The sequence below is a fragment of the Candidatus Didemnitutus sp. genome (assembly GCA_019634575.1).
In the GTDB taxonomy this organism is placed as follows: domain Bacteria; phylum Verrucomicrobiota; class Verrucomicrobiia; order Opitutales; family Opitutaceae; genus Didemnitutus.
In genome coordinates this window covers 910,600-928,058 of record JAHCAY010000001.1, presented here as the reverse complement: position 1 = coordinate 928,058, position 17,459 = coordinate 910,600, and the positions used below count along the sequence as shown (strand labels likewise).

At 66.5% G+C, this 17,459-nt stretch carries 11 protein-coding genes; 7 read left to right on the top strand and 4 right to left on the bottom strand.

The annotated features are described in order from the left end of the window. Positions 1-30: 30 nt before the first annotated feature. The 3 genes from KF715_03845 to vorB all read right to left on the bottom strand — a co-directional run bounded on the left by KF715_03845 (position 31) and on the right by vorB (position 5,331). Complete coding sequence (locus KF715_03845) at positions 31-2,280, bottom strand: acetate--CoA ligase family protein (protein MBX3735800.1); 2,250 nt, start codon at positions 2,278-2,280, stop codon at positions 31-33. A gap of 114 nt (positions 2,281-2,394) precedes the next feature. Next, positions 2,395-3,828 carry a 2-oxoacid:acceptor oxidoreductase family protein gene (locus KF715_03840; protein MBX3735799.1) on the bottom strand — a complete coding sequence of 478 codons (1,434 nt, stop codon included), beginning with the start codon at positions 3,826-3,828 and terminating at the stop codon, positions 2,395-2,397. Between the two features lie 87 nt (positions 3,829-3,915). Next, complete coding sequence (vorB, locus tag KF715_03835) at positions 3,916-5,331, bottom strand: 3-methyl-2-oxobutanoate dehydrogenase subunit VorB (GenBank protein ID MBX3735798.1); 1,416 nt, start codon at positions 5,329-5,331, stop codon at positions 3,916-3,918. A 316-nt stretch (positions 5,332-5,647) separates the two neighbouring features. On the opposite strand from vorB, the gene sugE reads away from it, so the two are divergent. From sugE to KF715_03815, 4 genes are all read left to right on the top strand, one after another. Beyond that, positions 5,648-5,965, top strand: coding sequence for a quaternary ammonium compound efflux SMR transporter SugE (gene sugE, locus KF715_03830; protein MBX3735797.1), 318 nt, complete (start codon positions 5,648-5,650; stop codon positions 5,963-5,965). 70 nt (positions 5,966-6,035) lie between these two features. After that, positions 6,036-9,404 (top strand): immunoglobulin domain-containing protein, encoded by a 3,369-nt coding sequence (locus KF715_03825; GenBank protein MBX3735796.1) that lies wholly within the window; start codon positions 6,036-6,038, stop codon positions 9,402-9,404. A 75-nt stretch (positions 9,405-9,479) separates the two neighbouring features. Then, positions 9,480-11,105 carry a VOC family protein gene (locus tag KF715_03820; GenBank protein MBX3735795.1) on the top strand — a complete coding sequence of 542 codons (1,626 nt, stop codon included), beginning with the start codon at positions 9,480-9,482 and terminating at the stop codon, positions 11,103-11,105. A 91-nt stretch (positions 11,106-11,196) separates the two neighbouring features. Continuing rightward, positions 11,197-11,988 carry a hypothetical protein gene (locus KF715_03815; GenBank protein ID MBX3735794.1) on the top strand — a complete coding sequence of 264 codons (792 nt, stop codon included), beginning with the start codon at positions 11,197-11,199 and terminating at the stop codon, positions 11,986-11,988. Between the two features lie 18 nt (positions 11,989-12,006). Here the strand turns inward: KF715_03815 and KF715_03810 are convergent, their stop codons facing one another. Continuing rightward, positions 12,007-13,299: a tyrosine--tRNA ligase gene (locus tag KF715_03810; protein ID MBX3735793.1), complete on the bottom strand. Its 1,293-nt coding sequence runs from the start codon at positions 13,297-13,299 to the stop codon at positions 12,007-12,009. A gap of 225 nt (positions 13,300-13,524) precedes the next feature. Here KF715_03810 and KF715_03805 point away from each other — a divergent pair, with 225 nt between their 5' ends. The 3 genes from KF715_03805 (at position 13,525) to KF715_03795 (ending at position 17,323) form a co-directional block, all read left to right on the top strand. After that, positions 13,525-13,998, top strand: coding sequence for a redoxin domain-containing protein (locus tag KF715_03805; protein MBX3735792.1), 474 nt, complete (start codon positions 13,525-13,527; stop codon positions 13,996-13,998). 64 nt (positions 13,999-14,062) lie between these two features. Then, positions 14,063-16,750 (top strand): aconitate hydratase AcnA, encoded by a 2,688-nt coding sequence (gene acnA / locus KF715_03800; GenBank protein ID MBX3735791.1) that lies wholly within the window; start codon positions 14,063-14,065, stop codon positions 16,748-16,750. Between the two features lie 57 nt (positions 16,751-16,807). Continuing rightward, positions 16,808-17,323 carry an STAS domain-containing protein gene (locus KF715_03795; protein ID MBX3735790.1) on the top strand — a complete coding sequence of 172 codons (516 nt, stop codon included), beginning with the start codon at positions 16,808-16,810 and terminating at the stop codon, positions 17,321-17,323. Positions 17,324-17,459 lie beyond the last annotated feature (136 nt).

Genomic DNA, 17,459 nt, shown 5'->3' with positions numbered 1-17,459 from the left:
CGGACAACACGTCGCGCGCCGAGCGTGGCACTACAGCGTGCGCAGACCGAGCAGCGCCGTTTCGATGCGGTCGAAGGTCGGGACGTTCTCGGCGGCGAACGCGGCGCGATACGCTTCGTAGGCGGGACCGGCGTCGATGGCGACCGCGAGCGGTTTGCCGGCGACGCGGGCGAGCGCGGCGAGTTGCGACGCGAAGCGCGCGGCGGCGTCGCCGGCCGTGCCGAGCTTGCGCGTGAAGGGCACGAGGCCGACGACGAGCACGGCGCATTCGCGCAGCAGCAGCGCGGCGGCGGCGAGGTAGGCGGACTCGTCAGCCATGGGGGTTAGGTCGAGGGGCAAACGGGGACTGACGAGTCCGCCTAGATTTTTCGCGGCGAGCAAATGCGTGAGCTCTTCGGTGGCGGCGGTGCCCAGCGTGGCCGCGGGCAAGCCGGTGCCGAAGAGATCGGAGCCGTTCACGCTCTCGAAGCCGGCATTGGTGAGCAGCGCGACGGGACCTTTCGCGAGGCGCGGATACGCGCCGAGCCAGGCGAGCGCGGCGTCGAACTCGGCGATGTTCGCGGTGAAACGGACGCCGGAGCGTTCGAGGAGTTCGCGTTCGAGCGCGAGGTCGCCGGCCATCGCGCCGGTGTGGCTGGCGGCGGCGGCTTGTCCGGCGGCGGTGCGGCCGGCGCGGTGCAGCAAGACGCGCGCGCTGCGCGAGGTGAGGATGCGCGCGGCGGCGGCAAAAGGTGCGAGATGACCGGGACCGAAGCCTTCGACGTAGCACGCGACCGGGCCGGGTTCCTCTTCGTGGGCGAGCGCGGCGAGGACGTCGGGTATGGCGACGTCCATCTGGTTGCCGAGGGCGACGCCGAGGCCGAAGCGGAGCGACGGCTGACGCGAGCGACGGCAGAGCAGAAACGCGCCGCTCTGAGAAAGCAGGGTGAGTGCGCCGCCTGCGGTGGCGGGTGCGGCGAGTTTTTCGGTGGGGATGAACGACGTGTCGAGGTCGAGGGCGGGTGACCAGTGACCGAGAAAATTCGGGCCGAGCACGGCGGGCGTCCAGCGACCGGCGGCGCGCGTGTCGCGGAGCCGCGCGGCGAGTTTTGCGCCGAGGCCTTGCGTGTCCGCGCCGTCGCCGATGCCGCCGGCGACGAGAGCGACGCAGGTGGCGCCGCCGCCTTGGGCGATGAGCGCTTCGAGCGTGGTCGCGGCGGCGGGGGCGGGGAGCGCGAGGATCAGGAGATCGACCGGCGCGTCGCGGAGCGGGGCAACGTCGGGGACGCACGGGAACCCGAGGAAGGAATCGACGTGGGAAGGCGGAGGGCCTTCTGCGGAAGTCCGGCCGCTCTGAGGACGGGTTGCGTCGGCCGCGGGTTCATCCGGCTGCGACCCGCGCCCGGAGGTCGCGGGCCACCTTGCTTCGGCAGCTTGGCGTTTGATCAGAATCAGGTCGCCGGGTGGGAGCGCGTAGCGGCGGAGATTGTCGAGGATCGTGCGGCCGACGCCGCCTTCCTGGGCGGAGACACCGGCGAGGGCGATGCGGCGCGGCGCGCGGAGTGCGGCGAGAAAATCGGGCGACGGGGCGAGACGTTCGGCGGCGGGCGGAGCGTAGCGGCCCACGGCGTCGAGCGGGCGCGGCGTGCCGGTGGCGTCGAGCGCGACGGGATTCAGCTCGAGCAGCGCGAGACTCTCGGATTCGGCGAGCGCGGCGAGTTGCCAGAGCGATTCGAAGAACGCGCGCAGATCGTCGGTCGTCGTGAGCGGGTGCGAGTCCCGGAGCCGGCCGAGCCACGCGCGGCCGAGGAGGTGCTGCGAGAATTCCGTGAGCGCTTGCTCGGGCGTGACGACGTCGACGGGCCAGCGGCAGGGCGGGGCGAGTTCGGCGAGAGCGTTGGCTTGGAGGCCGCCGAAGCCGCAGAGCACGACCCAGCCGGCGTCGGTGCGCGAGAGGGAGACGAAGGCTTCGGAGGGGATGTCGCGGTTGCGCTGGATGGCGATGCGTTCGCAGACGAGCGCGTCGATCCACGCGAGGCCTTCGGCTTCGACGCGGCGGCGCATCGCGGCGGCTTCGTCGGCGAGGCGCGTGGCGTCGAAGGGCAGGAAGCGCACGCAACCGAGCTCGGACTTGTGCCAGAGTTCGTCACCGAGGCCTTTCAGCACGATCGGCTCGGCGGGGACGAAGGGAAGCGCGCCGCCGACGATGCCGTGGCGCGGCGCGCGGATGCCGGCGCGCGCGAGGAGTTCGTAGGCCTCGATCTCGCAGAGGAAGGGGGAGCGGGGCGGGGCGGTGAGCATCGGAGAGCGTGTTCTTTTCTCTTTCTCCTGATCTTTCTCCTTCGCTCGGGTGACGTGCGGTGCAGGGCGACGATCTGACGAAGGAGAAAGACTAAGAGGAAAGTGAAAGATCGATCAGACCGTGGCGGGCGTGACGGCGGCGAGGCCGGCGGCGTAGGCGGATTTGTTGAGCGGGAGGACGGCGGCCTTGTCCTTCAGCACGTGGGCGAGCGTCTCGATCAGCGCGTCGTCGGGGAGGAGCTTGGTGGCCGATTGGAGCGCGCCGAGGGCGACGACGTTTTTCACCATCGGCTTGCCGAGGTCGGCGGCGATCTTGGTGAACGGAATGCCGAGGATGTGGCGGCCGGCGGGCAGGTCGGTGGGCGCGACGGTGACGATCGTGCTGTCGTAGAGGATCGTGCCGCCGGGGACGACGGTGTGCGCGAATTTCGTGAGGCTCGGGGCGTTGAACGCGACGAGGACGTCGGGCTCGGGCGCGGCGGGGTTGAGCACTTCGGTGGCGGCGATGTGGACGTCGGCGTAGCTCGTGCCGCCGCGCGACTCGGGGCCGTAGGCCGGGATGTGCGTGGCGTCGTAGCCGAGTTCGATCGCGGCGCGGACGAGGAGCAGCGCGGCGGTTTGCGCGCCATCGCCGCCGGAACCGGCGAACTTGAAGGAGAGGTCGCGCTTGGCGACGTGCGCCGGCCACTCGGTGCGACGCTTCTCGGCGAGGGCGGGCTCGGCGCCGGCGAGGCCGAGGACTTCCTCGGGCACGTAGGAGGGACGCGGACCCTTGAACCACGGTTCGGTGGCGGCGCTGATGTCTTTCTTCACGCCGAGCGGGTAGACGGGCTCCATGTTTTCCTGCACCCATTTTTCGGCCTCGACGGGCGAGAGCTTCAGGTGCGTGGGGCACTCGGAGAGGACTTCGATGAACGAGTAGCCGCGGCCTTCGAGTTGGTTTTGCAGTGCCTTCTTGATCGCGCGGCGGGCCTTCACGCGGTTCTTGGCGTCGTAGAGGGCGACGCGTTCGACGTAGATCGGGCCGTCGAGTTGCGCGATGAGCTCGGCCATCTTGAGCGGCTGGCCGTGGGCGCGGCTGCGACCGTCGGGGCTCGTGGCGGTTTTCTGGCCGGTGAGCGAGGTCGGCGCGAGTTGTCCGCCGGTCATGCCGTAGATGGCGTTGTTGATGAAGATGACCGTGAGCGGCACGCCCATCTGCGCGATGGAGATGGTTTCGGCGAGGCCGATGGACGCGAGGTCGCCGTCGCCTTGGTAGGAGACGACGAGCGAGTCGGGTGCGGCGAGCTTGTGGCCGAGGGCGACGGCGGGCGCGCGGCCGTGCGCGGCTTGCGAGTTACCGGTGTCGAAGTAGTAATAGGCGAACACCGAGCAGCCGACCGGCGAGATGAAGATCGTGCGGTCCTGCGCGTCGAGTTCCTTGAGGATGTCGGCGATGTCGCGGTGGACGACGCCGTGGCCGCAGCCGGGGCAGTAGTGCGTGCTGTGGGCCTTGAGGCCTTCGCCGTGGGCGTGGCGCTCGAATTTTTCGTAGAATACACCGCTCATGAGGGACGGCGCCTGGCGGGCGCCAGTTGAAGTTTAAGTTGAAGTTGAAGCAACGGCGACGCCGACGGAGCGGCACCCTCCACGGGTTTAGGTGGCCGGGGTGCCGAGGAGTTGGTTGAGGATTTCGCGTTGCGAGGGGAGGACGCCGCCGTGACGGCGGACATGTTCGATGCGCGGCGTGGCGAAGCCGGCGTGGCTGAGCGCGAGGCGCAGCTCGTCCTCGAGCTGGCCGGGGCCGGCTTCGACGACGATGAGGCGCTTTGTTTGCGGCAGCAGATCGGCGAGCGCGCTGATGGGGAAGGGCCAGAGCGTGATCGGACGGAAGAGGCCGACTTTCAGGCCTTCGGCGCGGGCGACTTCGACGGCGCCCTTGGCCATGCGCGCGGGCGTGTTGCAGGCGACGATGACGACGTCGGCGTCGTCGCAACGGTAGAGGTCGGCGCGCTGTTCGCGGCGGGCGATGGCGGTGTATTTGCGGTTGAGGTGCTCGTTGCGTTTCTCGAGGTCGGTTTCGAGGAGCTCGATCGAGGAGATGAGATTGTGGCGGTGCTCGCGATCGCCGCAGACGGACCAGGAGGGCTTGCCGCGACGGAGCATCGTCTCGGGAAGTTTGATGACGCCCGTCATCTGACCGAGGTAGCCGTCGCCGAGGATCACGACCGGCGAGCGATAGCGGAACGCGAGCGTGAAGGCGTCGATGGTGAGATCGAGCATCTCCTGCGGCGTGCCGGGGGCGAGGACGATGGCGTGGGTGTTGCCGTGGCCGAGGCCGCGGCAGGCGAGTTTGATGTCGGCTTGTTCGGGGCCGAGATTGCCGAGGCCGGGGCCGCCGCGCATGACGTTGACGAACACGCCGGGCAGCTCGGCACCGATCATATAGCTGACGCCCTCGAGCATGAGCGAGAAGCCCGGGCCGCTGGTGAAGGTCATGCACGGCACGCCGGCGCCGCCGGCACCATACATCATGTTGACCGCGGCGGTTTCGGAGACGGCCTGGACGAAGGCGCCGCCGAGCTTCGGGAGAATCTTCGCCATGAGCTCGGCGCCTTCGGTCGAGGGCGTGATGGGATAGCCGAAGACGTGGCGGCAGCCGGCGAAGAGCGCGCCGATGGCGGCGGCGTAGTTGCCTTTGAGCACGAGCGGCTCGCAGGCCGGCGCGGCGATGACGGTGTCGCGTTCGTCCGCGGCGGGATCGATGGGGCGCGGCTTGGGGCCGAAGAGTTTCGCCGGATCCTGCAGGTCGAAATCGTCGCCGCGACCGGAGTGGTCTTCGTGCGCGCGCTCGGTCTCGGGGCGGAGGCCGAAGGGCTCGGGGCAGGCCTGCATGCAGAGCGAGCAGCCGTTGCAGGCGTCGAGGTGGAGCTCGACGGGGATGAGGCCGGTGGCGGGGTTGATCTCGGAGCCGGGTTCGATGCAGTGCTTGGGGCACGCGTCGACGCAGCGGAGGCAGCCTTTGCAATATTCCGGCTGAAGGAAGGGTTTCGGACGGGCGGGGGCGGTCATGGGGAGGGCGCCTGCGGCGCCGGTTGAAGTTTCAGGTTTAAGTTGAAGTGCTGGAACCTGGGGGCGGCGCGAGGCGGCGGGATTTTTAAGCAGTGTAGCCCGCGGAGTCGCGCGGCTCTGTGCAGGCTTTGCGCGACGATACGCAGAGCTTGGGCCGGGTGGTTACGCCGAAAGGATGAGGCGTGCGCGCGGCGCGGCGTGGCGCGAGGCAACGAGGATCGAGAGACCGGTATCAGCCGACGGTCGCGGGCGCGACGGGGGCGGGGCGCGCGCGTTGGCACTTGTTACTTGGGCCTGGTTGCTTCTTGTTCCGCGCATGCCTTGGCTCTGGCTCATCGTCGCCGGCCTGCTCGAGATTTCGTGGGCGGTCGGTCTGAAATACACGGACGGCTTTGCGAAGCTGGTGCCGAGCGTGGTGACGGTCGTGCTGATGCTGGCGAGCTTCTGGTATCTCGCGCAGGCGGTGAAGGGTCTGCCGCTCGGCACGAGCTACGCGATCTGGACCGGCATCGGCGCGGTGGGCACGGCGATCGCGGGTATCGTGCTGTTCAAGGAGCCGGCGACGGCCGCGCGGCTCGCGTGCATGGTGCTGATCGTGGCGGGCATCGCGGGATTGAAGTTCACGGCGCGCTGAAGGGAGGAGGCTGCAGTGTTGCCATGACGGGATAGCGGGTTCAGGTGCGTGGTTTGTCTAAAAATAAACCATGAGTCTCCTGCGGATGCTGTCTGGGGTTGAAGTCGAGCGCGTTTGCCGGTGGTGGTGCCGGATGGGGCGCGCGTTTTTGGGCGATGGACGATCGATCGCCGTGGCAGTGGTCGCGGCGCTGCCGACAGTGTTGGCCGCCCAAACGGCTCCGGCGATTACCCAAGCGCCTGCCTCGCAGTCGGTCGTGCAGGGGCAGAGCGCCACATTCACGGTCTCGGCGTCCGGCACGGCACCGCTGAGTTACCAGTGGTATCGCGGAGCGACGCCGATCACCGGAGCGACTGGCGCCAGCTACACGGTGACGAATGCACAGCCGGGCGATGCGGGCATCTACGCCGTCGAAGTGACCAACAGTGCCGGTTCGGCGCGCACCTACACGGGCTTCGGGGCCGCTTTTACCGCGGGAAATGGCTTGAGTCTGTTCACCGGTGCGGACGGGACGTTGTGGGGCGTCGGCTATAACGGACAGGGTCAGCTCGGCGATGGAGCGACCTCGCCGCGTTACACTCCGTGGCAGATGACGACGGGCGTCGTCGCGACCGCTGCTGGCAGCGGGCACACGCTGTTTCTCAAGACGGACGGGACACTGTGGGGCAGCGGCAACAACACAGCGGGGCAGCTGGGCGATGGCACCTCCGGCAGTCACTATGCGCCCATCCAGATCGCTTCGGGCGTCACGACCTTCGCGGCGGGAGCGAGCCACACCCTCTTTGTGAAGAGCGACGGCACGTTGTGGGGCACGGGCTATAACTACTACGGGCAACTGGGCGACGGCACGAGCAACAACCGCTACTCGCCGGTCCAGATCGCCACCAACGTCCGGTCGGTCGCGGGCGGCGGCAGCCAGACTTTCTTCGTGAAGACCGACGGGACGCTCTGGGCGATGGGCAACAATATCTACGGCACGCTCGGTGACGGTTCGACGACCACGCGGTATACGCCGGTGCAGATCGCTTCCGGCGTGGACAGCGTGAGCGCGGGGAATCTCCACGTCCTGTTCGTGAAAACGGACGGCACGCTCTGGGCTGCAGGCTACAACTACCCGGGCCAGCTCGGCGTCGGGAGCAACACGAGCTATGTCGCTACGCCGGTGCAGATCGCGGCGAATGTCTCGGCGGTCTCGGCTGGTTACGCATTCTCGTTGTTTCTGAAGTCCGATGGCACCCTGTGGGCCACGGGCGAGAACAGCTTCGGCCAGCTGGGTGACGGGAGCTTCACGCATCGATACCAACCGGTCCAGATCGCGACCGGCGTTGCTGCAGCCTCGGCGGGCTACAATCACTCGATTTTTCGGCGCACCGACGGTTCACTTTTCGCGGTCGGGCAGAACGCCTACGGGCAACTCAGCGACAACAGTCTCACGACCCGCAGCGTGCCGGTGCCCATCCTCAAGAGTAATGATGCCCCGGCGCTGTTGACCGTCCTGATCCCACCGACCGTCACCGTCATCTCCGCTCCGAGCTCGGTCGCGGCAGGAGGCAGCGTCACGATGTCCGTGAGTGCGGCCGGCACCGCGCCGCTCACTTATCAGTGGAAAAAGGATGGCGTCGATGTGACCGGTGCCACTGCGGCGACATACACGCTGTCTTCGGCCAGCATCGACGCCGCAGGCGTCTACAGTGTCGTCGTCACGAACGCCGCAGGCTCCGCCACCACGACGGTGACGACGCTCGGCTTCAGCGTGTCGCTGCTTGCGGAGCAGACGGCGATCGACGGCAAGGCAGTCGCCCTTCGTGCGCAGACCGGAGGACTTGGCTCCGTCGCTTGGCAGGTTTCGACCGACAACGGCGCCAGCTGGACCGATCTCGCCGACGGTGCGACCTACGCCGGCACACACTCGACGATGCTCGAGATCCTCAAACCGACGACGGCAATGAACAACCATCTCTACCGCTACGTCGTCACTCACGGCCAGACCGTCGCCACCAGCCCTGGCGCAAGGCTTACCGTGATCGCGAGTCCGCTCGGCTTGCCGACGGCCCTCGTGGTCGACAAAGCCGGCATTCTTTGGATCACCGACGCCGCCGCGCACACCGTGGCGAAGATCGGCGCCGATTTGCGGCTGTCTGCCGTCGCCGGCCAGCTCGGCCAAGCCGGAGCGAGCAACGGAGTCGGCACCGGTGCGCGATTCAACGAGCCAGGCGGCTTTGTCCTCGCCGATGACGGATCGCTCGTGCTCGCGGACACCGGCAACAACACGATCAGATCCGTCTCTGCCGGAGCGCTTGTGAATACGCTCGCCGGCACAGGCGCGGTCGGCGCGTCCGACGCCGAGAACGCGTTCGCGACTTTCAACGCCCCCGTGGGGATGAGCGCCGACCTTTCGGGCAACTACCTCGTGACCGACCAGTCCAACCACCTTGTGCGGATGATTTCCGCTGGCCGCGTCACCACGCTCGCCGGGCGTGCTGGTTCGCCCGGGTTCGCCGACGGCGCAGGTGCAGCTGCGGGATTGAATCTCCCCACCGGCATCGTCGTGCGCCGCGACACGTTCGGATCGATCGCGTGGAGCGGCGGCAACAACGGCTACGGCACCATCTTCGTCTCGGATCAGGGCAGCCACACGATTCGCGTCATCCTGCCCAACGGGCAGGTCGGCACTTACGTCGGTGCGCCCAGCAGCTCCGGCACCACGAACGGATCACGCACCGCTGCGCGGCTGAACAAGCCCACCGGCATGACGATGGACGGGGACGGCAATCTTTATGTCGCCGACACCGGCAACCACACGATTCGGAGAGTCGACACGACCGGTTTCGTGACGACTTTCGCCGGCACTCCGGGCGTGGCCGGACTCGCGGACGGGGCCTCGATGCAGGCGCTCTTCAACGCTCCCGAGGCGCTCGCATTCGATGGTGCGCGCAATCTCTACGTGGCCGACACCGGCAACGGAGCGATTCGCAAGATCACTCCCGGCGGCGTGGTTTCCACTCTGGCGGTGGTCGGCAACGTTCCCGTGATCGCGACGCAACCGGCCAGCATCAGCGTGAACACCGGCAGCTCCGCGACATTCTCCGTCAGCGCGACTGGAGAAGGCACGTTGAGCTATCAATGGAAGAAAAATAACGCCGACATCGCCGGGGCGACCGGCGCCGCTTACACGATCAGTTCGGTGGCGAGCAGCGATGCGGCGAGCTATTCGGTGGTGGTGACGAATTCGTGGGGCTCGACCACCAGCAACCTCGCCACGCTCACGGTGACAACGCCGAGCTCGCCGGCACCGGGAAGCGGCGGCAGTGGTGGCGGTAGTAGCGGTGGTGGTGGCGGCGGCGGCGGTGCGCCGAGCTGGCTTTTTCTTGCACTCGCAGGAGCGGCCACCGCATGGCGCATGCGATCGCCCAGGATGCAGTCGCGGATGCACGCCTGATCGCACAGTTGGGTCGTTGGACGAAGGCGTGGCTCCTTGCTTTCGCCGACTCGGGCGGTTTTCTGGGCGGTTCCCATGCCTGCTGTCCACGCCGACCAACTCGAGATGCAACACCGGCTCTTCGCCGAATTGTCCCGCATGTTTGGACAGGAGGTGCCGCTCTACGATCGCTCGCTGCTGGTGAATCGCGTGGTGAACGAGTCGATCTGCCAGTTGCTGGCACAGCTCTGGCGCGGCTTCGCGATCACGGCGGAACAACTGGAGAAAACCTGCGGCGAGCGGCACGGCGCGATCCGCATCGGCCGGCCGGACGAGTATCGCTGGGTCGGGCGGTTCTTCGCGCAGTTCGCGATGGAGCCGCACGCGTTCTACGACATGACGAATGTCGGTGCGAAGAGTCAGCCGATCGTCGCCACGGCGTTTCGCTCGCGGTCGCATCCCGAGCATCGCGTCTTCACGTCGCTGCTGATGACGGATTATTTCGACGCCGCCACGCGGGCGCGCGTCGAGGCGTTGCTGGCGCCGCGGCAGGTATTTTCCGCGCGCGCGAAGGAGCTGATCGAAAAAAGCGAGCGCAACGGCGGGCTCGCGTGGGCCGAGGCCAACGCGCTCATCGGCGAAGCGACGGAGCGGATTTTCAAGTGGACCGGGCGCGCGCGCGATCACGCGCTCTACACGGAGCTGAGCCAGGCGGGCTTCAAGATCGCGGCGGACATCGCGTGCTTCGAGTCGCACCACCTTAATCATCTCACGCCGAACACGCTGTGGATGGATCTCTACACGAGCGCGATGAAGTTCTGTTTCGGCGAACTCGGCGAGGCCGGCTTCCGGCAGCACGCGACGTTCGCACTCGGGCATTTTGTGGCGCAATGCGACCGCGACTACCTGCGTTTGCACTTCAAGCACCTCACGGCCGCGCAACTCGCCGCGCTCCAGCCGGCGCCGCTCGCGAAAGACGCGCTGGCGAGTTGCGTCGACGCGCTGGTGCAGCGGCTGACGCGCGACGATCTCAATCTCGCGCGGCAGAAGCACGCGGGTTTCAAGGACTCGACCGAGGGTCCGCCGACGAACGTGCCGGTGCTGCTGCGCCAGGATTCCTACAAGGCGCTGACGGAGCCGGTGCAGTTTGCGAATGCCGACGGCACGGTCGTGAATGCGACGCACACGGCGCGTTTTGGAGAAATCGAGCAGCGCTTCTACGCCACGACGCCGAAGGGGCGCGCGCTCTACGACCGATGCCTCGCGGCGGCGGATCACGCGAAGGCGGAGCACGCGGGACTGGCGAAGCAGGATTTCGCCGCCTACGAGCGGCTGGCGGCCGAGGCGTTCGCGCCGTTCCCGCAGACGCTGCTTGAGCTGGTGGAGCAGGGGCTGGTCTTCGCGCGGTTCAGCGCGACCGACGCCGGTCGCGCGGCGGCGAAAATGGGCCTGTTGAAGACGAGCGATCTCGTCGCGCTCGCGCGCGAAGGCTTCGTCGCGGTCGAAGGACTGCGCTACGAGGATTTTCTGCCGATCAGCGCCGCGGGCATCTTCGCGTCGAACCTCCAGCAATACGGCACGAAATCCACAGCGCACGCGAAGCCGACCTACACGCAGGCGCTGCTGGAGGAAATTCTCGGCCGGAAGATCATCGACCCGAACGAGACCTACGCCGCGATCGAAGCGGAGTCGCATGCGGCAACGTGGGCCGCTTTGGGTTGAGCCGGCTTATCGCCGACATCACACAGCCTTTAATCCGCGTCAGGTGTCGGCCAAGTGACCCCGGGAGGGCCTGGTTTTCGTTTCTTGGTTCGTGATAACTACGACACAACGGATCAGGAGGCATACGAGCCTCTGCCTATTTCCGCTGCTGCTTCTGCTGAGTGGCTGCGTCACAGCGAAGAAATACCGACTATCGGGCGCGGATGCGCCTCCGGCAGTTGCTGTTGACTGGCGCGCAGAGCAGGGTGGCGTGACAGTTCAGATTCAGAACGTAATCACGTTCAAGGGACCGGGATCATGGAAACAGGAAGCGCGTTGGGATGAGTATGCTGTGCGTCTCGGCAACACGTCCGCTGCGCCTGTTACGATCACTTCCGTCGAGTTGGTCGATCTGCATGGGCGGCCGCAGCAGCCTAGCACCGACCCGTGGGTCTTGGAGAAGGCGAGCTACACCAACTGGGAAAAATACGGCAAGACCGGTCTGAAACTCTCCGCCGGAGCTGGTGCGGTGATTCTCTATACCAGTGCCGCGACGGCCGCGGCGAGCGGATCCATTCTGAGTGGCGGAGCTGCCGCTGGCGGCTCTGTGGCAGCTATGAACATCCTGCCGGCCGTGGCATTGGTGGACATTACGGCGGTCGCGGTGATGAACCGTAACAATCGGAAAGCAGTGGAGACGGAGTTTGCCCGGCGGCGTATCGAGCTGCCACTCACGCTCGCGCCGCAGCAGCAGAAGCAGGGCAGCTTCTTTTTCCCGATGACGCCAGCGCCCAAAGAGCTGATCGTGCACGCCCGGGTCGGGAATCAGGAGATCGAGTTGCGCTTGCCGCTGCCCGCGCTCGCGAAGCTACACCTGAAACCTGACGAGAAAATGTCGCACTAACTGCGCGAGGCGACTGGCTCACCTCGCTGTGAGCACGGCGTAGGTGCGCTTGCCTTTGCGGAGGAGGAGATATTTGCCGAAGAGCAGGTCGGCGCTCGTGACGGCGCGCGTGTGATCGACGCGGACGTTGTTCAGGTAGACGCCACCGGCTTCGACGGATTTGCGCGCGGTGCCTTTCGAGGGTTCGAGGCCAGCGGCGACGACGAGGTCAATGATCGGCGAACCGGCACCGTCGAGCTTCGCGCGTTCGAGGTCCTTGGTCGGGACTTCGCCGACGACGTCGTGGAAGATTTCCTCGGTCACGCCGTCGAGCGAACCGCCGAAGAGGATCTCGCTGGCCTTGAGCGCGGCGGCGAGGGCGTCGGCGCCGTGGACGAGCGTCGTCATCTCGCGCGCGAGCGCTTTCTGGGCGGCGCGAGCGCCGGGGTTGGCGGCGAGCTCGGTTTCGAGGGCGGTGATTTCTTCGCGCGAGAGGAACGTGAGCGTCTTGAGGAGCTTGATGACGTCGGCGTCGTCGGCGTTCACGAAGAACTGGTAGAAGCGGTAGGGGCTGGTCTTCTTCGGATCGAGCCAGACGGTGCCGGTGGCGGTTTTGCCGTATTTCGTGCCATCGGACTTGGTGAGCAGCGGGAAGACGAGGCCCCAGACGGTGGTGCCGAGTTTCTTGCGGGTGAGCTCGGTGCCGACGGTGATGTTGCCCCACTGGTCGGTGGCGCCGACCTGGAGCTCGCAGTTGAGCGTCTTCCGCAGGTGGTAGAAATCGTAGCCTTGGAGCAGCATGTAGCTGAACTCGGTGAAGCTGATGCCGCTGGCGCGGTCTTCCATGCGGGAGCGGACGGAGTCCTTCGCGACCATGGAGTTCACCGTGACGTGCTTGCCGACGTCGCGGAGAAATTCGAGGAACGACATCGGGCCGATCCAGTCGCCGTTGTTGACGAGGCGTGCGGGATTGTTGGCCGGGGTCTTGGCGGCGTCGAATTCGAGAAACTTGGCGAGCTGGGCGCGGACGGCGGCGATGTTGTGCGCGACTTGCTCGGGCGTCTGGAGGTTGCGCTCGTCGGATTTGCCGGAGGGGTCGCCGACCATACCGGTGGCGCCGCCGGCGAGGGCGATGGGGTGGTGGCCGGCGAGTTGGAAGCGGCGGAGCGCGAAGAGCGGCACGAGGTTGCCGACGTGCAGCGAGTCGGCGGTGGGGTCGAAGCCGCAATAGAGGGCCAGCGGACCTTCGGCGAGGCGCTTGCTCAGTGCTTCGCGGTCTGTGCTGTCGGCGTAGAGGCCACGCCACTCGAGTTCGGCCAGGATGTCTTGCATGACGAGGGGCGAGTAAACGGGCGACGCCGCGCGGGAGGCAAGGGGAGAGTTGGCTATGCCGGAAGACAGGAACTTATGGGTGAGGCTGCGAAAAAAGTAAGCCGGCTCATATGGCGAAAAGGGGGTTGCCGCATGCTTGAGCGCGGCTCTACTTTCGCCCTTCTTTCGCGGCGGGTTCGCCTCACGGCGCCCGCTCACTCGAACACCCATCAACCCACACCCACCATGGCTCTCGCAGTCGGCACCAAGGCCCCGGATTTCACCCTCAAGACCAAGACCGCGGACGGTCTCAAGGACATCAAGCTCAGCGACCACTTCGGCAAGCAGCAGGTCGTGCTGCTGTTTTTCCCGCTGGCCTACACCGGCGTCTGCACGGCGGAGATGTGCGACATCTCGAACGGCCTTTCCGGCTACGCCGATCTCGGCGCGGCGGTCTACGGCATCAGCGTCGACAGCCCGTTCACGCATGAGGCGTGGGCCAAGGCCAACAAGATCACGGTCACGCTGCTCTCCGATCTGAATAAGAGCGTCACGAAGGCCTACGACGTGGTGTTCCCGAACCTCGCCGGCGTCGGCGACACGTCGGCCCGCGCCGCGTTCGTCATCGGCAAGGATGGCGTGGTCAAGTATGCCGAACAGACCCCGACGCCGAAAGACCTCCCGAGCTTCGACAAGGTCAAGGCCGCGCTCGCGTCCTGATTTTCCTCTGCGGCGCGCCCATCGACGGGCGCGCCGTTTTTCCGTCCACTTTCGATCTCGATCCATGAGCACCCTCCCGAATCCCTTCAACACCCTCCAGTCCTTCGACGGCGGCAAGAAGTTCTACTCGCTGCCCGCCCTCGAGAAGGCCGGTTTCAACGTCTCGCGTCTGCCCGTCAGCATCCGCCTCGTCCTCGAGTCCGTGCTGCGCAACTGCGACGGCAAGCGCGTGCTCGAGTCCAATGTGAAGGAACTCGCGAACTGGAAGCCCACCGAGGCCCGCACCGCCGAGATCCCGTTCGTCGTCGCGCGCATCGTGTTGCAGGACTTCACGGGCGTGCCGCTGCTCGTCGACCTCGCCGCGATGCGCTCCGCCGTCGCGAAGATGGGCAAGAACCCGAAGATCATCGAGCCGCTCGTGCCGGTCGACCTCGTCGTCGACCACTCCGTGCAAGTCGACTTCGCCGGCTCGGCCAGCGCGTTGCAGAAGAATCTCGACCTCGAGTTCTCTCGCAACCGCGAGCGCTACCAATTCCTCAAGTGGGGCATGCAGGCCTTCGACACGTTCAAGGTCGTGCCGCCGGGCATCGGCATCGTCCACCAAGTCAATCTCGAGTATCTCGCCAAGGGCGTGCTCAACGCGGGCGACGTCTACTATCCCGACACCCTTGTCGGCACCGACTCGCACACGACGATGATCAACGGCATTGGCATCGTTGGCTGGGGTGTCGGCGGCATCGAGGCGGAGGCCGGCATGCTCGGCCAGCCGGTCTACTTCCTCACGCCCGACGTCGTCGGCGTGCACCTCACGGGCGCGTTGCGCGAAGGCGTCACCGCCACCGACCTCGCGCTCACCGTCACGCAGCTCATGCGCAAAACGAAGGTCGTCGGCAAATTCGTCGAGTTCTTCGGCCCCGGCGCCGCGGCGCTGCCGCTGGTCGACCGCGCGACGATCGCCAACATGGCGCCCGAATACGGCGCGACGATGGGCTTCTTCCCGATCGACGCCGAGTGCGCCAACTACCTCCGCGCCACCGGTCGCGCCGAGAAGGACGTCGCGACTTACGAAGCTTACTACAAGGCGCAAGGCCTCTGGGGCATCCCGCAGAAAGGCCAGATCGATTACTCGCAAGTCGTCGAGCTCGACCTCTCAACCGTCGTCCCGAGCGTCGCCGGCCCGAAGCGCCCGCAGGACCGCATCGAACTCGGCAAGCTGAAGGAGAACTTCGTCACGGCGTTCTCGAAGCCGGTCACGGAAAATGGTTTTGGCAAAGCACCCGACGAGTTCGGCAAGCGCGTTGACGTCGCCGCCGACGCCGCCACCGGCAAGCTCGGTCACGGCTCCGTCCTCATCGCCGCCATCACGAGCTGCACGAACACTTCTAACCCGAGCGTCATGCTCGCGGCCGGTCTCCTCGCGAAGAAGGCCGTCGAGAAGGGCCTCAAGCCCAACTCGCTCGTGAAGTCGTCGCTCGCCCCCGGCTCGCGCGTCGTCACCGATTACCTGAACAAGACCGGCCTCACGCCGTATCTCGACCAGCTCGGTTTCCAGACCGTCGGCTACGGCTGCACGACCTGCATCGGCAACTCCGGCCCGCTGCACCCCGCGATCGAGGAAGTCGTGGTGAAAAACGACTTCGTCGCCGCGTCCGTGCTCTCCGGCAACCGCAACTTCGAGGCCCGCGTCCACCAGAACATCAAGGCCAACTTCCTCATGTCCCCGCCACTCGTCGTCGCCTTCGCGCTCGCCGGCCGCGCCGACATCGACATGTCCAAGGACCCGATCGGCAAGGGCAAGGACGGCGCCGATGTCTTCCTCAAGGACATCTGGCCGACCATCCTGGAAGTCCGCGACCAGATGCAGGCCGCGCTCAAGCCCGAGGTGTTCCGCCAGCTCTACACCGACTTCGCCGCGCAGAATCCGAAGTGGAACGAAATCCCGTCCACCACGGGTAACGTCTACTCCTTCGAGGCGAACTCGACCTACATCCAGGAGCCGCCGTTCTTCGCGAACTTCTCGATGCAGCCCGGCACGATCAAGGAGATCCGCGGCGCTCGCGCCCTCGGCATTTTCGGCGACTCCGTGACGACCGACCACATCTCTCCCGCTGGCGCGATTAAGAAGACCTCGCCCGCCGGCAAGTTCCTCCTCGAGAACGGCGTCGCGTTCGAGGACTTCAACTCCTACGGCTCCCGCCGCGGCAACGACCGCATCATGGTCCGCGGCACCTTCGCCAACGTCCGCATCAAGAACCTGATGCTCGGCGGCAAGGAAGGCGGCAACACGCTCGGGCCTGACGGCGCCGAGACCTCGATCTACGACGCGTCGATGGCCTATCAGGCCAAGGGCACGCCGCTCATCGTCCTCGCCGGACAGGAATACGGCACTGGCTCCTCCCGCGATTGGGCGGCCAAGGGCACGAACCTCCTCGGCGTGAAGGTCGTCGTCGCGCAAAGCTTCGAGCGCATCCACCGCTCCAACCTCGTCGGCATGGGCGTGCTGCCCCTGCAATTCAAGGAAGGCACCACCGCTCAGACCTTGAAGCTCGACGGCACCGAGACTTACGACGTCGTCGGCCTCAGCCCGGCCGTGAAGCCGCAGCAGGACCTCACGCTCCGGATCACCCGCAAGGACGGTTCGGTGCAGGATGTCGTCGTCACCTGCCGCATCGATACGCCCATCGAGATCGATTACTACCAGCACGGCGGCATTTTGCCCTACGTGCTGCGCCAAATCGTGACGAAGAATTGATTGCGCAACGAAGAGCGCGGCGGGAACGTCGCGCTCTTCCTCTTTTCCTCACTCCGGATGCCTGACTCCGCCAAACCCGTCTTTCTCGTCAACGCCTACTCGGACCCGGTGCTCGTCCGCATCGATGGTCGCGCGGCGTTCACGAACAGCGGCTGTCTCAAGGATTTCTTCAACGAGATGGTGCGACAGGGGAAGACCCGCTTCGCGCTCGATTTCCAGGCGTGCACGAGCATGGACAGCACCTTCCTCGGTGTCCTCGCCGGCGCCGCGTTGCAGATGCGCAAGCTCAGCCCGCCCGGCAGTCTGACGCTCGTGCGCGTCGGGGAGCGCAACCTCGAGCTCATCCGCAATCTCGGCCTCCACCGCCTCGCCACGGTCGACTCCGGCGTCGCGAATCTCGCCTTCGACGGTTCGACGGCGCAGGCGCTGACCGAGGCCAAGAAAAACGAGATCGAGAGCGCCAAGCTTGTCCTCGAAGCGCACGAAAACCTCGTCAGCGCGGATTCGGCCAATGCGGCCAAGTTCCAGGACGTGCTCGCCTTCCTGCGCAACCGGGTCGAGACCGGACGGTAAGCAGGCCCGTCTTCGCCCGGCGCGAAGGGGCGTTCGACCAGCCGAACGCATGGCTTCTTGAGGTAGCCCGTCCTCTCCGAGGACGGGTTTCGTATTTACGCGTCTTGGGACCCGCGCCCGGAGCTCGCGGGCTACC

What these genes read in the sequence shown, in the direction of transcription:
- KF715_03845 (MBX3735800.1), bottom strand. Translation starts at nt 2,280, where the DNA reads ATGCTCACCGCCCCGCCCCGCTCCCCCTTCCTCTGCGAGATCGAGGCC.
- KF715_03840 (MBX3735799.1), bottom strand. Translation starts at nt 3,828, where the DNA reads ATGAGCGGTGTATTCTACGAAAAATTCGAGCGCCACGCCCACGGCGAA.
- vorB (MBX3735798.1), bottom strand. Translation starts at nt 5,331, where the DNA reads ATGACCGCCCCCGCCCGTCCGAAACCCTTCCTTCAGCCGGAATATTGC.
- sugE (MBX3735797.1), top strand. Translation starts at nt 5,648, where the DNA reads ATGCCTTGGCTCTGGCTCATCGTCGCCGGCCTGCTCGAGATTTCGTGG.
- KF715_03825 (MBX3735796.1), top strand. Translation starts at nt 6,036, where the DNA reads ATGAGTCTCCTGCGGATGCTGTCTGGGGTTGAAGTCGAGCGCGTTTGC.
- KF715_03820 (MBX3735795.1), top strand. Translation starts at nt 9,480, where the DNA reads ATGCCTGCTGTCCACGCCGACCAACTCGAGATGCAACACCGGCTCTTC.
- KF715_03810 (MBX3735793.1), bottom strand. Translation starts at nt 13,299, where the DNA reads ATGCAAGACATCCTGGCCGAACTCGAGTGGCGTGGCCTCTACGCCGAC.
- KF715_03805 (MBX3735792.1), top strand. Translation starts at nt 13,525, where the DNA reads ATGGCTCTCGCAGTCGGCACCAAGGCCCCGGATTTCACCCTCAAGACC.
- acnA (MBX3735791.1), top strand. Translation starts at nt 14,063, where the DNA reads ATGAGCACCCTCCCGAATCCCTTCAACACCCTCCAGTCCTTCGACGGC.
- KF715_03795 (MBX3735790.1), top strand. Translation starts at nt 16,808, where the DNA reads ATGCCTGACTCCGCCAAACCCGTCTTTCTCGTCAACGCCTACTCGGAC.